Source organism: Aeromonas enteropelogenes, from assembly GCF_020097295.1.
Classification (GTDB): domain Bacteria; phylum Pseudomonadota; class Gammaproteobacteria; order Enterobacterales; family Aeromonadaceae; genus Aeromonas; species Aeromonas enteropelogenes.
The window spans coordinates 845,001-860,446 of the sequence record NZ_CP083625.1 but is presented as its reverse complement, the minus strand read 5'-3'; the positions used below and the strand labels follow the sequence as shown (position 1 = coordinate 860,446).

The following is a 15,446-nucleotide window of genomic DNA, read 5'->3' as shown; positions in this document are numbered from 1 at the left end:
TTAGCGGATGTTCTGACGGGTCGCCATGGCGACGTCGCCGGTGAAGGCTTTTTCAGCTTCTTCTCTCTCCTCTTCCTGCTTGAGCAGGCTGCGCTCGTAGGCTTTCAGGAAGGGGTAATACATGACGGCGGCCGAGCACATGCACAGGATGCACATCAGCGCCGGGCTGATGGCCCAGTTCGCGGCCCAGGAGGCACCGATGGGGGCTGGTGTGGTCCAGGGGGTCAGGGACGCCACCCGTGCCACCAGCCCCAGATCCAGCGCGAACCAGGCCAGGGTGGCGTTGATCATGGGCACCAGGATGAAGGGCAGGAAGAACACCGGGTTCATCACGATAGGGGCGCCAAACAGGATGGGTTCGTTGATGTTGAACAGACCCGGCACCACGCCCATCTTGCCGATGGATCTCAGGTGGGCCGCCTTGCTGCGCAGCAGCAGGAAGGCCAGCGGCAAGGTGGAGCCGACGCCGCCGATGAGCAGGTAGTGATCCCAGAAGCCCTGCAGGAAGATGTGGGGCAGTGCCTCGCCCGCCGCCATGGCCGCCTGGTTGTTGGCCAGATTGGCCATCCAGAAGGGGTTCATGATGCCGGTAACGATCAGGGCGCCGTGGATCCCGGCAAACCAGAGGATCTGGCACAGCAGCACGGCCAGCAGCATGGCGGGCAGGGTGTCGGAGGCGGCGACCAGGGGCTTGATCAGGGCCATGATGGCCTCGGGCAGGATCATCCCCGTGCTGCTCTCAAGGATCAGATTGAGCGGATGCAGGGTCAGGATGATGAGCAACACCGGGATCAGCACCTCGAACGAGCGCGCCACCCCGGTCGGCACCTGGGGAGGCAGCTTGATGGTGATGTTGTGCTTCTTGAGGAAGGCATAGACTTCGGCGGCATAGATGGCGGTGATCAGGGCCGTGAAGATCCCCTGGCCCGAGAAGTACTGCATCGAGATCTGGCCATCCTTGACGGGCGCGGCCACCAGCATGAAGGCCATCAGGCAGAGCAGGCCCGTAGTGACCGGATCCAGCCCGTTTTGCCGGGCCAGGCTGGCACCGATGCCCACCGAGATGAACAGGGTCATCAGCCCCATGCTGAGCTGGAACGGCAGCAGCAGCTGGGCCTGATAGGTGCCGGCGAAGTCAAGCCAGGCCCGGGCAAAGCCCCACTGGGTCTCTTGCGAGAAGGGGGGGAAGATGAACACCAGCATGAAGCTGCCGACGATCATGAAAGGCAGCGCGGCGATGAAACCATCGCGGATGGCCTGGATGTACTTCTGCTGACCGAGACGGCCGGCCAGTGGGCTTATCTTCTGCTCGATCACCGAGACGAAGCGGTCGTAAAGCGTGTTCATGGACTGTTCCTTGTGAAATGAGCCGGGTTAGCCGATCAGCGACAGCGCATGGTCCAGCACCTTGTCGCCCCGCTGCATGCCGTAATCGATCATGTCGATGGTGGCCACCGGCACGCCGTGCGGTGCCGCACGCCCGGCCAGCTCCGCCTGCATGTACTTGACCTGGGGGCCGAGCAGCACGACCTGGTAGTGGGGCATCTGGTTGTCGAACTCGCTGGCACCGAAGGCGTTGATCTCGGCCTCCAGGCCGCGTTTCGCCGCCTCTTCCTTCATCTTCTTGACCAGCAGGCTGGTGGACATGCCGGAGGAGCAGCACAACATGATCTTCTTCATCAGATAATCTCCTTGGGGTGGTATGGGAGGGATTGTGCCGATCTCGGAAATGAATGGAAACCGGTTTCCATTTTGATTCATTTCATTTGTGATCCAGGTCGACCATTCCCCGGAGAAGCGTGCCTTTTTTGTGAGCCAGCTAGAAAAACAGGGAAACTCGGTTGGTGAATACGGACGCTGAGTCCGAAAGAGAGCAGAATGGAGGCACGCCATAGCGCCTGGCGAGAAGAGGAAAGATGCCGCAATGAACATGCAAGTGATGGGGATGCTGGCCAGCATTGTTGAACAAAGAATGATACCGGTTGCCAACTGGCTGACACGCAGTCGGCACGTGATGGCACTCAGAGACGGGTTTCAGCTCGCCATGCCCTTCATCATCGTCGGCAGTCTGCTGGTGCCCATCCTCTATCCCCCTGTCGCCAGCGACAACGCCCACCCGCTGGCCATCGCCCTGCGGGACCTCTCCCAGCAGCTGATGCCCTGGCTGTATCCTGTCTACAGCCATACCGCCGGCCTGGTCTCCCTCATCATCGCCTTCGGAGCCGCCGCCAGCCTGGCCAAGGCGTATGAGATGCCGGAGCGCCTCTCCGGCCTGTGCGGCTGCGTCGCCTTCCTGCTGCTCATTGACTTTCGCTCGGCGCAGGGAGGGGTCTTCGGCTACCTGGGAGGACTCGGGATTTTCACCGCCCTGCTGGCGGCCTTCTATACGGTGGAGGTCATCCGTCTGTTCCAGCGGGCCGGCTGGATCATCCAGTTTCCCGAGGAGGTCCCCCTGATGACCCGGCAGGGATTCCAGCTGATCATTCCCCTGCTGTTTATCACCCTCTCCCTCAGCTTGCTGCGGCTCTGGCTGCAACAGCATTTCGGGATATCGCTGCCCGAGCTGATGGAGTACCTGTTCCAGCCCCTGGTCACCGGTGCAGATACCTTGCCGGCACTGCTCATCGCCCTGCTGGTGGCACACCTGCTCTGGTTCATGGGGGTGCACGGGGCCCTCATCGTCAACGGCCTGCTCTCCCCGTTCTGGATGGCGGGTCTGAGTGCCAACCAGGGCGCACTGATGGCGGGGGAGCCCCTGCCCCACATCTTCCTGCAGGGGTTCTGGGACTACTACCTGCTGATCGGAGGCATAGGCACCACCCTGCCCCTGGTCTTCATGGCCATGCGCAGCCGCAGCCGAACCCTGCACTCGGTCGGCCGGCTCGGCCTCATCCCCTCGCTGTTCAACATCAACGAGCCCCTGCTGTTCGGTTTTCCCATCATCATGAACCCGCTCTTCTTCCTGCCCTTCATAGGGGTCCCCATGGTCAATGCCACCCTGGCCTGGCTGCTGACCGAGTGGGGCTACCTGGATCGCTTCGTCGCCATGTTGCCCTGGTCCATGCCCTCTCCCCTGGGGGCAGCCTGGGCCGCCAATGGCAGCCTGGCCAACGCCCTCATGGTGCTGGTCTGCATCCTCAACAGCTACGTGCTCTATCGCCCCTTCTTCATCGCTCACGAGCGGATGCTGCTGGCCCAGGAGACGGAGCGCAGGGCCCACTGATCAAGCAGGCCGCCCCGAGGCGGCCTGACTCAACGGTTGCCTGCGCGGGCAAAACTGCCCTGGGCCTGCACCTCATAAGGGCCGAGGCAGGCTGGCAGGAAGGCTGACTGCCCCCTATCCAATACCAGGGGGGACTGGCCGTCACGGTGCAGGGAGAGGGAGCCATTGATGGCAAACAGGATCTCCGCGCTCGCCGTGACCAGCCTGTGTTCCCCCGCGCCGTAGACACTGAAGGTGAAGTCGGGGACAGGCACATCGAAGTGTTGTACCCCTTCCTCCGCACGGGGCGAGATCAGGAGCGTCTCGACCGGCTTGGGCTGGCATTTGGTGCAGGCGAGCAGTTCGTCCACGTCCAGATGCTTGGCGGTCAGCCCGGCCCGCAGCACGTTGTCGGAGTTGGCCATGATCTCGAGTCCGGTCCCATGGACATAGGCGTGGGGGGTGCCGGCATCCAGATACATGGCCTGGCCCGGTTGCAGCGTCACCACATTGAGCAACAGGGGAGCAAACAGACCCACGTCCCCCGGATACTGGGTGAACAGGTCCAGCACCAGGGCAAAAGTCTTGTCCTGACGATCGCGCTCGGCACAGACCCTGAGGGCGGCGAGTGCCGCCTCTTTACTCTCCCCCTCCAGAGTCAGCAGAACCCGGAAGAAACGTGCCAGTCCGTCCTCGCTCTGGTCGGCGGCGAACGCCTCCACCAGCGGCGCCAGACTGGCCGCTGCCACCCGCTCAAACAGCGCCAGGATGGCGGCAAAGTCACGAAAACCATTCATCGCCTGATAGGGGGTCAGGGCGAACACCAACTCGGGCTTGTGGTTGTCATCGCGATAGTTGCGGTAGGGAGCATCGATGGCGATACCCTCCGCCACCTCGCGAGCAAACCCGGCCTCGGCCTGGGCCTTGCTGGGGTGAACCTGAATGGAGAGCGCCTTCTCGGCACAGAGCACCTTGAACAGGAAGGGCAGCCCCCCGAAGCGGGTGTAGGTGGATTCGCCCAGTATCGCCACGCCACGCCCGGCGATCAGCTCGGACAGAGGCGTCGGCAGGCCAGCTACATCGACCTGTGAACAGCCGTTGGGATGAGCCCCCATCCAGAGCTCGGCCTGTGGCTTGCGCTCCGGATTCGTGATCCCGAATAGCCGTGTCAAGGCGTCAGGACTACCCCAGTCATATTCCTGGATCGGGTTTCGCATCAGAAATGCTGTTGATAAATGCATGATGGACATCTCATGGTGATGGTAGAAGGGAGATGTCCGGAATGTATCAGTACACTCCAACAACGGAAACCGATTTCCTTTGTTGGAGTGATCCACATCAGATAATGACGCCATAAGAGGGGGGGGGGGGGCGACAGGTCGACATAAGGGAGGAAACCCTCTGCCCAGCGCGCCTGCGTATCAACGGCAGGCGTCGTTCAGGCAGCCACGGCTACGCGTGGTGTCATGATACGGCCCAGGAGGATAAGGACGTCAGCCAGCAGCCAGCAGGGGGGATGATGAGCTACAGAAGGCAATACTCGGAGCCTGCCGACACATTGGACGGCAAGCGTTTTCCAAAATAGGAGGAAATGACTGAGAAGGGCGTTCGTCGGAGACGGGTCAGGGCAGACCAGAGAGTTGGGTCTGCCCTGAGTACCGGGCTAGCCCATCAAGCCCAGATAGTTCATCAGGGCTGCTCCCAGGCTGGTGGTGAGAAGGGAGCCCAGCGTGGTGGTGGCGATGATGTTCGCGGCCAGTGAGCTGTCACCCCCCATGGCGCGGGTCATCACATAACTGGCGGCGGCAGTGGGGGTGGAGCTGATGAGAAACAGGATGCCGAGTGCCTGCGGGCTGAAGCCAAGCGCCCAGGCACCCGCGACCAGCAGCACGGGAATGCACAGCAGCCGGTTGGCGGTGGCCCAGCCGGTCAGCATGGCGCCGCCGCGCAGGGCCTTGAGGTTGAGGCTGGCGCCGGTGCACAGGAGCGCCAGCGGCAGCGTCATGTTGGCAAAGTAGTTACCGGTGGTGGTGACCAGCTGGGGTAGCTCTATGCCGAGCAGGCCAAACGGCAGTGCTGACAGGATGGCGATGATGAGGGGGTTTTTGGCGATCCCCTTGAGGATGGGTTTGACCCCCTTGTTGCCTCCCAGACTGCGGGTCAGGGTGACGACGGCGAGGATGTTGTAGAGCACGGTGACCGACCCCACCAGCAGGGCGGCGGCGCCGATCCCTTCCGGCCCGTAGGCGTTCTGCACATAGGCCAGCCCCATGATCCCCATGTTGCCGCGAAAGCTGCCCTGCACGAAGACGCCCCGTTGACGCCGCTCGGGAATGAAGCGGGCCGCCAGCAGCTCCAGCACCAGAAAACCGGTGAGCGTCCCGAGCAGGCCGTAGAGGATGAGCCAGGGGCTCGGCATGGTCGAAAAGTCAGTGCGCACCATGCTGAGGAACAGGAGCGCCGGCAGGGTGACCTGGAACACCAGACGCGAGGCCGATTCGACGAAGCTGTCGGGCAGCAGGCCCAGCTGCTTGAGCCAGATGCCGAGCAGCAGCACCACGCAGATGGGGCCGGTAATGGAGAGGGAGAAGTGCAGACTTGCCAACAGATCCATGATGCGCGTCCTGTGCAATGGCGGGTGGCACGGCGTTCGCCGGGGCCAAAAGGGCATTCTAACGCCATGGGCTTGTATTCAAAGGGCTTAATAACAACAATGTGGGCAATTTCCACTGCCGAGCCTGACTCATGGACAAGAAGCTGACCATCCTCGATATCGCCCGCCTTGCCGGTGTTGGCAAGTCGACCGTTTCCCGGGTGCTCAATCAGGATCCCAAGGTCAAGCAGGCGACCCGTGAGCGGGTGGAGCAGATCATCGCCGAGCATGGCTTTGTGCCGAGCAAGTCGGCGCGGGCCATGCGCAGCCAGAGCCAGCAGGTGGTGGGCATCATCGTCTCGCGGCTCGATTCAAGTTCCGAAAACCAGGCGGTGCGCGGCATGCTGGAGACTCTCTATCAGCGCGGTTATGACGCCGTGCTGATGGAGAGCAAGTTCTCCCCGGCCAAGGTGCAGGAACATCTGGCGGTGCTGGAGCGGCGCGGGGTGGATGGCATCATCCTCTTTGCCTTCAACGATCTGGATTATGACGCCATGGCACCGCTGAAAGAGAAGCTGGTGCTGGTGGCGCGCGAGCATCCGGGCTTCTCTTCGGTCTGTTTCGATGATGCGGGAGCGGTGCACACCATGCTGAGCCAGCTGGTGGCGCGCAATATCCGCGATATCGCCTATCTCGGGGTGGATGCCTCGGATCTCACCACGGGTCAGCGCCGGCTCGACGCCTATCTGGCTTTTTGCCGGGAACAGGGCCTGGCGGCACGCAGCGCCCTCGGTGACCTCAGCCTGCAAAGTGGCTACCGGCTGGCGGTTGAGCTGCTGACTCCCACCACCCAGGCGCTAGTCTGCGCCAGTGATACCCTCGCCATTGGTGCGGCAAAATACCTGCAAGAACAAGGACGCAGCGAAGTGTTGGTGACCGGTCTTGGCAACAACCCCATGCTTACCTTCCTCTTCCCCAACGCACTCAGCCTGGATCTCGGTTACAAGGGGGCGGGGGAGCAGGCGGCCCGTCAGTTGCTCGGTCAGATCGAGCAGGAGTGCTGCCCGCTGGCGACCATAGCTCCCTGTCATACCCTGTGAACCCCATCACTTAGCACTGCACAAAAAACGCGCTTTTTGTGACGTTGACCACGAAATGGGAACGTTCCCATTTTGATCTGGCCAAATTGCCGTCATGCTGATTGGGAACGATACCAATAACGCTCGAGCCGGCAGACTGGCTCAGAAGGGCGAGGCAGATCACTATCAATGGAGTCACAGAGGGAAGGCTCATGTCCAAGATCAACACACAACATCTGGCTCAGCTGATTGACAAGATCGGCGGCAAGGAGAATATCGCCACCGTCAGCCACTGCCTGACCCGGCTGCGCTTCGTCCTGAACGATCCGGCCAAAGCCGACAGCAAGGCCATCGAGACCATCCCGGCGGTGAAGGGGAGCTTCACCCAGGGTGGCCAGTTCCAGGTGGTCATCGGCAACGAGGTGGAGCAGTGGTACAAGGCGCTGACCGAAGAGATCGGCGTCAGCGGCGGCAGCAAGGAGGCAGCCAAGCAGGCGGCGCGCCAGAACATGAACCCGCTCGAGCGCGGCATCTCCCACCTGGCGGAGATCTTCGTGCCCCTGCTGCCGGCCATCATCACCGGCGGTCTGATCCTGGGTTTTCGCAACGTTATCGGCGACATCAAGATGTTCGACGACGGGACCCACACCCTCACCGAGATCAGCCAGTTCTGGGCCCAGGTCCACGCCTTCCTCTGGCTGCTGGGTGAGGCCATCTTCCACTTCCTGCCGGTGGGCGTCTGCTGGTCGGCGGTCAAGAAGATGGGCGGCTCCGAGATTTTGGGGATAGTGCTGGGTATCACGCTAGTGTCGCCCCAGCTGATGAACGCCTACGGCATAGGCCAGCAGACTCCCGAGGTGTGGGACTTCGGTCTGTTCGTGATCCAGAAGGTGGGTTATCAGGCGCAGGTCATCCCGGCCCTGCTGGCGGGCGTCTTCCTCGCCTGGGTCGAGACTAACTTGAAGCGCATCATCCCGGCCTACCTCTACCTGGTCATAGTCCCCTTCATCTCCCTGTTGCTGGCGGTGATCGTGGCCCACGCCTTTATCGGTCCGTTCGGCCGCTGGATTGGTGACGGGGTCGGTTTTGCTGCCAAGGCGGCTATGACCGGCTCGTTTGCCCCCATCGGTGCCGCCCTGTTTGGCTTCCTCTATGCGCCCCTGGTCATTACCGGTATCCACCACACCACCAATGCGGTGGATCTGCAGCTGATGCAGAGCATGGGCGGCACCCCGATCTGGCCGCTGATTGCCCTCTCCAACATCGCTCAGGCTTCTGCCGTGGTGGGGATCATCCTGATCAGCCGCAAGGAGAACGAGCGCGAGATCTCGGTGCCCGCCGCCATCTCTGCCTACCTGGGGGTGACCGAGCCGGCCATGTACGGCATCAACCTCAAATACAAGTTCCCCATGCTGTGCGCCATGGTGGGTTCGAGCTTGGCAGCCCTTATCTGCGGCTTCGCCGGGGTGATGGCCAACGGCATCGGGGTAGGGGGCCTGCCGGGCATCCTCTCCATCCAGCCCCAATACTGGGCCATTTACGCCGTGGCCATGCTGGTGGCCATCATAGTGCCTGTGGTGTTGACCCTGCTGGTATACAAGCGCCAGCAGGCGGCCGGCAAGCTGGAGCTGGCCAGCGCCTGACCTAACGCATCAGGGCGACCCGCGGGTCGCCCTCTCCCTTTTCATTCGAGACAAGAGCAAGACCCATGAGCCAAACACCCTGGTGGCAGAGCGCCGTGATTTACCAGATCTACCCCAAGAGCTTTCAGGACAGTGGTGCCCGTGGCACCGGTGATCTCAAGGGGATCATGGCCCGCCTCGACTACCTCAAGACCCTTGGCGTCGACGCCCTCTGGCTGACCCCGGTCTACGTTTCCCCGCAGGTGGATAACGGCTACGACATCGCCGACTACCTGAATATTGATCCCGCCTACGGCACCATGGCCGACTTCGAGGCGCTCTTGGTCGCCGCCCACACGCGCGACATTCGCATCGTGATGGACATCGTCGTGAACCACACCTCCACCGAGCACGCCTGGTTCAAGTCGGCGCTGGGGGACAAAAACAGCCCCTACCGCGACTACTACATCTGGAAAGACCCGGTGGAGGGTGGCGTACCCAACAACTGGCAGTCCAAGTTTGGCGGCAGCGCCTGGGAGCTGGACAGCGCCACCGGCCAGTACTACCTGCACCTGTTTGCCCGCGAGCAGGCGGATCTGAACTGGGAGAACCCGGCCGTGCGCGCCGAGGTGAAGAAGATCATCCACTTCTGGGCGAAGAAGGGGGTGGACGGTTTCCGGCTCGACGTCATCAACCTCATCTCCAAGGAGCAGGCGTACCCCAACGACGATAGTGGCGATGGCCGCCGCTTCTACACCGATGGGCCGCGCATCCACGAATTTTTGCAGGACGTGAGTCGTGACGTGTTCGCCCCGGTGGGCGCCATGACGGTGGGGGAGATGTCCTCTACCAGCCTGGAGCACTGCCAGCGCTATGGCGCGCTGGATGGCTCGGAACTCTCCATGGTGTTCAACTTCCACCACCTCAAGGTGGACTACCCGGGCGGCGACAAGTGGACCAAGGCACCGTTCGATTTCCTCGAGCTCAAGCGCATCTTCAACCACTGGCAGAGCGGCATGCACGGCAAGGCCTGGTCGGCGCTGTTCTGGTGCAACCACGATCAGCCGCGCATCGTCTCTCGCTTCGGTGACGAGGGCGAGCACAGGGTGGTGGCCGCCAAGATGCTGGCCAGCACCTTGCACGGTCTGCAAGGCACCCCTTACATCTATCAGGGGGAGGAGATCGGCATGACCAACCCCGGTTATCAGTGCATCGATGACTATCAGGATGTGGAGAGCCGCAACATCTTCGCCATCAAGCAGGCCGAAGGCATGAGCGAGGCCGAGATCCTGGCCATTCTCGGCGCCAAGTCCCGTGACAACTCGCGCACGCCCATGCAGTGGAGTGCTGCCCCCAAGGCGGGCTTCACCGCCGGCACGCCCTGGCTCAAACCTGCCGCCAACTACCCCGAGATCAATGCCGAAACGGCGCTGGCCGACACCGACTCGGTGTTCTGGCACTACCGGGATCTGATCCGCCTGCGCAAGAGCCATCCCATCTTTACCCAGGGGGATTATCAGGAGCTGCTGGCGGGGCACCCGCAGATCTGGGCCTATGCCCGCCGCGCCAACGGTCAGACCCTGCTGGTGGTGAGCAACTTCTACGGCGAGCCGGTGGACTTCACCCTGCCGGAGGAACTGGCCACCGGCAAGGGGCGCCTGCTGCTTGGCAACTACCCCGATAGCCCGGCCATGCCGCAATCCTGTATGCTGCGCCCTTATGAATCCCTGATCTGGCTGGTGGAGTAGGCGATGAGCGAGGTGATGATGAATGTGGCGGTGCGCGGCCCCGAGTGGCAGAGGATGGTGGCGGGGGAGCCCTATGATGCGGGCGACCCCGAGCTGAAAGCAGCGCGCGAGCGCTGCCGCAGGCTCTATCACACCGTCAACACCAGCTGGCAGGAGAAACCGGCGCGCGATGCCCTGCTCCATGAACTGCTGGGCGGCCGTGGCAAAGAGTGCGCCATCAATCCGCCATTCTTTTGCGACTACGGCGCCAACATCTTCGTCGGCGAGAACTTCTACGCCAACGTGGGCTGCACCATCCTCGACGTGTGCGAGGTGCACATCGGCGACAACGTGCTGCTGGCGCCCGGGGTGCAGATCTACACAGCCGCTCACCCGGTGGCGGTGGCGCCGCGCATCAAGGGGGTGGAGTTTGGCAAGCCGGTGCGCATCGGCCACAACGTCTGGGTGGGCGGCAGCGTCGTCATCTGCCCCGGCGTCACCATAGGGGACAACAGCGTGATCGGCGCGGGCTCCGTGGTGACCAAGGATGTGCCGGCGGGCGTGGTGGCGGCCGGTAATCCCTGCAAGGTACTGCGACCAATGACGCCCGAGGAGCTGGCAGGAGAAACCGGGTCTGTCATGGAGTAAAGCGTTGACGATGATCCTATCTGATTGATGCTGCGCGCTTTTCAGATTGTTTTATATTCAGTGCTCATGTTTCGGGTGGGCTGGCCGATACTATTGAAGGCAGGAGGTACTCAATGGATATATCTAGTTCTGCATCTACATCTGAAGGTTATGCCTTGCTGGCGGCCAGCCTGGCCAAAAAGCAGCAAACCCAGAACGGGCAAGCCGCACTGGAGTTGATCCAGACCGCGGTACAGCCGGCTCAGGCTGCACCAACATCGGCCAACGCTTCACTGGGAAGCAAAATCGATATTCGTGTCTGACACTGATACAAAAGCCCCCATCATCTGATGGGGGCTTTTTTTATTTGTGCCTTATACCGCGAAGGGGGCGGGTGCCTCGAAGGTCATCCGCTCGCCGCTGCGGGGGTGGCTGATGGTCAGGCTGGCTGCATGCAGATAAAGGTGCGGTGCCGCCGCCAGCGCCTCCGGATGGGCGTAGAGATTGTCGCCGAGGATGGGGTGACCCAGCTCCAGCATGTGAACCCGCAGCTGATGGGAGCGACCGGTAATGGGGGTCAGCTTGATCAGGCTGTTGCCGTTTTCCACCTTCAGCTTCTGCCAAAGGGTCAGGGCATGGCGGCCCTCCTCGAAATCCACCTTCTGCTTCGGCCGGTTGGGCCAGTCGACGCAGAGCGGCAGATCCACTTCACCCGCATCCTGCTCGGGCTCGCTCCACACCCAGGCGAGATAGTGCTTCTCGGTCTCCCGCTCGCGAAATTGCCGGCTTAGCTCCCGGTGGGAGTTGGGGTTGAGGGGGATCACCAGCACGCCTGTGGTCGCCATGTCGAGACGATGGGCCGCCGCCGCCTTGGGGTGCTGCTGCTTCACCCGATGGAGCACGCTGTCTTCATTCTCGGGGCCGCGCCCGGGTACGCTCAGCAGGCCAGTGGGCTTGTTGACCACCATGATGTCCTTGTCCTTGAACAGGATATCGAGCCAGGGTTCCAGGGGCGGTGAGTATACAAACATAGCGTCTCGCATCTTTGGTCAAAGCGGGGGCAAGCCCCCATCAGTTATGGGTAACCACATGAAAACAGGGAATGGCATTCTGGTCGTTATCGATCAGATGATGCCTTCTATGCCCTGTCAGTTATGGGTGACCAGGATAAAAAGTGCATGGCATCCAACTTGCGTTGGGTCTGGTCGTTATCAACCAGATGATGCCTTCACAGCTTCATCAGTTATGAGTGACCACGATAAAGCGGATGGCATCCAGCTTGAGCTGGGTCTGGTCGATCAGGTGGTGCAATTCTGCCTGCAGATTGCGCAGATAATCCAGTTCGCTGTCGCGCACGTTCGGATTGACCGCCTTGAGCGCCTCCAGACGATCGAGATCCTGTTGCAGGGTCTGTGCCATCTGGGCACGGGCCTTGTCGACGATCTCCGCCTTCAGCTCTTCGGCAATGGCCTGCCCCTGGCCGATGAGGCCGTGGATCACCGGCTGGGAGGCGGTCACCAGCTTGCTGCCCAGGTGGCGGTTGACCGGTGTCAGCTGGCGATTGAAAGCATCAAACGCCACCTTGTCGCCCAGATTGTTGCCGTTCTTGTCCATCAGCAGGCGGATTGGGGTGGGCGGCATGAAGCGATAGAGCTGGGGATGAGCCGCAGATTCGGCGACGAAGATCAGCTCCAGCAGGATGGAACCCACCGGCAGCGCCTTGTTCTTGAGCAGGGCAACCGAGGTGGCGCCGATTTCGGAGCCCAGGATCAGGTCGATACCGCCGCGCATCATGGGGTGATCCCAGGAGAGGAACGACATGTCGTCCCGCGACAGGGCAGTGGTGCGATCGAAGGTGATGGTCATGCCATCCTGGGGTAGCCCCGGGAAGCTGGAGACCAGCATGTGATCGCCCGGAGTTAGCACCAGGGCATTCTCGCCACGATCGTCCTGATTGATGCCGATCTCGTCGAACATCTTCAGGGCGAAGGAGATCATGCCGGTGTCGTCATCTTCGGCGGCCAACTTGTCGACCAGCTGCTGGGCGGCTTCGCCACCGCTGGAGTGGATTTCCAGCAGGCGATCGCGGCCCTGTTCCAGCCTGGCCTTGAGCGGCTCATGCAGCTCGCGAGTCTTGGTCAGAAGCGCTTCCAGTGCCTCTTGATCGCCGGTATTGGCGGCCAGCAGTTCGAACAGCTCATCGCGCACCGCCTCGAACACGGGGCGGGCGGTCGGACAGGTTTGCTCGAATGCATCCAGACCGTCGTGATACCAGAGTTGCAGGGCGCGCTGGGAAGTGCCTTCCAGATAGGGGACGTGGATCTCGACCGTGTTCTGCTGGCCGATACGATCGAGACGACCGATGCGTTGTTCCAGCAGATCCGGATTGAGCGGCAGATCGAACAGCACCAGATGGCTGGCAAACTGGAAGTTGCGACCCTCAGAGCCGATCTCGGAACAGAGCAGCACCTGGGCACCACCCTCTGCCTGGGCGAAATAGGCGGAGGCCTTGTCCCGCTCCAGGATGGACATCCCCTCGTGGAACACGGCACCACGGATCCCCTCGCGGGTACGCAACGCCTCTTCCAGGGCTATGGCGGTGGCGGCTTCGGAGCAGATCACCAGTACCTTCTGCTGGCGGGCAGAGAGCAGCAGCTCAAGCAGCCAGTCGACACGGGGATCAAACTGGGTCCAGCTGGCGTTGTCGCCCTCGAACTGCTGGAAAATCTTCTCTGGATAGAGGTAGCGCAGGGCGCGGGTCTGCAGATCGCCGCCGTTGCCACCCATCATGCCCATCACCTTGATGGCGGTCTTGTACTGCTCCGGCAACGGCATGGGGTAGACGTTGAGATGACGCTCCGGGAAGCCCTGAATGTTGGCGCGACTGTTGCGAAACAGCACGCGGCCGGTGCCGTGCTGATCCAGCAGCTTGGCGACTGCCTGCTGACGGGCGGCCGCATCAGTGAGATCCAGACCATCAAGCTGGCCTGCCAAGGTCTGTTTGGCTTCATCGCTCAGGCTCTCGCCATCAAGCAGCTCCTGGGCGGCGCTCGCGACTTGACCGTAGGCCTGCTCCTCGGCGAGGAAGGTGTCGTAGTCGTAGAAGCGCTCGGGATCCAGCAGACGCAGGCGGGCAAAGTGGCTCTGGTGACCCAGTTGATCCGGGGTTGCGGTCAGCAGCAGCACGCCGGGCACCTGCTCGGCCAGCGCTTCCACCATCTGGTAGACGCGGCTCGGGGCTTCCTCGCTCCACTCTAGGTGATGCGCCTCATCGACGACCAGCAGATCCCACTCCGCTTCCAGGATCTGTTCGAAGCGACGACGCTTCTTGCGCAGGAAGTCGAGGCTGCAGATCACCAGCTGTTCGGTTTCGAAGGGATTCTCCGCATCAGCGAAAGCCTCGATGCAGCGCTCCTCGTCAAACAGGGAGAAGTGCAGGTTGAAGCGGCGCAGCATTTCGACCAGCCACTGGTGTTGCAGGGTTTCGGGCAGCAGAATCAGCACGCGATGGGCGCGGCCGGAAAGCAGCTGCTGATGGATGATCATGCCCGCTTCGATGGTCTTGCCGAGGCCCACTTCGTCGGCAAGCAGCACGCGCGGGGCGTAGCGGTGCCCCACTTCGTGTGCAATATAAAGCTGGTGCGGGATCAGGCTGACCCGGCCACCGGCCAGACCACGGGTCGGATTGCGGCGGCGCTTGTGCTGATTAACCAGGGCTTCATAGCGCAGGGTAAAGCGGGACATGCGGTCGATCTGCCCGGCGAACAGGCGGTCCTGCGGCTTGTTGAACTTGATAAAGTTGTTGAGAAACACCTCTTTGAGGGCAACGGGCTCATCATTGTCGGTGCGAACACCTACATATATAAGCAGGCCGTCTTTCTCCTGCACTTCTTCGACCGTCATGGTCCAGTCTTCGTGACTGGTTATCTGATCGCCCACATTGAAGCTGACCCGGGTAACCGGCGCCTCTTCTTTGGCATACATACGGTTTTCACCGGTAGCCGGAAACAACAGGGTAACCATGCGTCCTTCAACAGCAACGACAGTCCCCAAACCCAGATCCGTCTCTGTATCACTAATCCAACGCTGGCCAAGTGCAAAAGGCATTAAACTCTCCAAAGCCCAAGAGTGTGTGAATCGCAAAGGGGCGCTATGTTACCCGAAGGCGTGAGCCTGATCACCATGGATATAGAGGAGGTCACCGTAAATCGCTACAAGCTTGATCTACCCCCTTTTCGAACGATATCTCGCAGCCAACACCGAGCCTGTAGCGGAATTAATGAGCGATTTGGTTGATTGGTGAGCGAACGATTCAAAAAGATGAATTTAGTTCGAAAACACCCTTGCCAATGTGATCAATCTCCCTATAATGCGCCTCCATCGACACGGCAAGCGGCAACGCAGACAGCCGGGTTGATGACCTCGAAAAGCCTGTGAAAATAAGGCTTGACTCGAGAAGGCGGTTGAGTAGAATGCCACTCCCGCAGCGATGAAAGTCGCGCAGCTCTTTAACAATTTGAATCAAGCAATCTGTGTGGGCACTCACAGCATCGAGCATCAAAAACAATTTTTGATTTTCAATGTCTGATGAAGTGA

At 61.3% G+C, this 15,446-nt stretch carries 12 protein-coding genes; 6 read left to right on the top strand and 6 right to left on the bottom strand.

All coding sequences use genetic code 11. The features are described 5' to 3' along the window. Entirely contained in the window at nt 1-1,347 is a 1,347-nt protein-coding gene (locus tag LA321_RS03970; protein WP_042070697.1) for a PTS sugar transporter subunit IIC, read from the bottom strand. Between the two features lie 27 nt (nt 1,348-1,374). Further along, nucleotides 1,375-1,680 (bottom strand): PTS sugar transporter subunit IIB, encoded by a 306-nt coding sequence (locus LA321_RS03965; protein WP_041211761.1) that lies wholly within the window; start codon nt 1,678-1,680, stop codon nt 1,375-1,377. A gap of 244 nt (nt 1,681-1,924) precedes the next feature. Between LA321_RS03965 and LA321_RS03960 the strand changes: the two genes are divergently transcribed. Then, a complete protein-coding gene (locus tag LA321_RS03960) occupies nt 1,925-3,223 on the top strand; it encodes a PTS sugar transporter subunit IIC (protein ID WP_041211762.1) in 1,299 nt (432 codons plus the stop codon). Nucleotides 3,224-3,252: 29 nt separating this feature from the next. Here the strand turns inward: LA321_RS03960 and manA are convergent, their stop codons facing one another. Next, complete coding sequence (gene manA, locus LA321_RS03955; RefSeq protein WP_042070695.1) at nt 3,253-4,452, bottom strand: mannose-6-phosphate isomerase, class I; 1,200 nt, start codon at nt 4,450-4,452, stop codon at nt 3,253-3,255. 413 nt (nt 4,453-4,865) lie between these two features. After that, nucleotides 4,866-5,816, bottom strand: a complete 951-nt coding sequence (locus LA321_RS03950) for an AEC family transporter (RefSeq protein ID WP_042025158.1) — start codon at nt 5,814-5,816, stop codon at nt 4,866-4,868. A 131-nt stretch (nt 5,817-5,947) separates the two neighbouring features. Here LA321_RS03950 and treR point away from each other — a divergent pair, with 131 nt between their 5' ends. From treR to LA321_RS03925, 5 genes are all read left to right on the top strand, one after another. After that, complete coding sequence (gene treR, locus LA321_RS03945) at nt 5,948-6,895, top strand: trehalose operon repressor TreR (protein WP_042070693.1); 948 nt, start codon at nt 5,948-5,950, stop codon at nt 6,893-6,895. Nucleotides 6,896-7,086: 191 nt separating this feature from the next. Beyond that, a complete protein-coding gene (gene treB / locus LA321_RS03940; protein WP_042070692.1) occupies nt 7,087-8,517 on the top strand; it encodes a PTS trehalose transporter subunit IIBC in 1,431 nt (476 codons plus the stop codon). Between the two features lie 65 nt (nt 8,518-8,582). Further along, nucleotides 8,583-10,244, top strand: coding sequence for an alpha,alpha-phosphotrehalase (gene treC, locus LA321_RS03935; protein ID WP_042070690.1), 1,662 nt, complete (start codon nt 8,583-8,585; stop codon nt 10,242-10,244). Nucleotides 10,245-10,247: 3 nt separating this feature from the next. Next, nucleotides 10,248-10,871, top strand: a complete 624-nt coding sequence (locus LA321_RS03930; protein ID WP_042070689.1) for a sugar O-acetyltransferase — start codon at nt 10,248-10,250, stop codon at nt 10,869-10,871. A 113-nt stretch (nt 10,872-10,984) separates the two neighbouring features. After that, complete coding sequence (locus LA321_RS03925; RefSeq protein WP_026458732.1) at nt 10,985-11,173, top strand: hypothetical protein; 189 nt, start codon at nt 10,985-10,987, stop codon at nt 11,171-11,173. A gap of 51 nt (nt 11,174-11,224) precedes the next feature. Here LA321_RS03925 and rluA read toward each other — a convergent pair whose 3' ends face one another. Next, nucleotides 11,225-11,881, bottom strand: coding sequence for a bifunctional tRNA pseudouridine(32) synthase/23S rRNA pseudouridine(746) synthase RluA (gene rluA, locus LA321_RS03920; protein ID WP_042070687.1), 657 nt, complete (start codon nt 11,879-11,881; stop codon nt 11,225-11,227). 208 nt (nt 11,882-12,089) lie between these two features. Further along, nucleotides 12,090-14,957 carry an RNA polymerase-associated protein RapA gene (gene rapA / locus LA321_RS03915; protein WP_042070685.1) on the bottom strand — a complete coding sequence of 956 codons (2,868 nt, stop codon included), beginning with the start codon at nt 14,955-14,957 and terminating at the stop codon, nt 12,090-12,092. Nucleotides 14,958-15,446 lie beyond the last annotated feature (489 nt).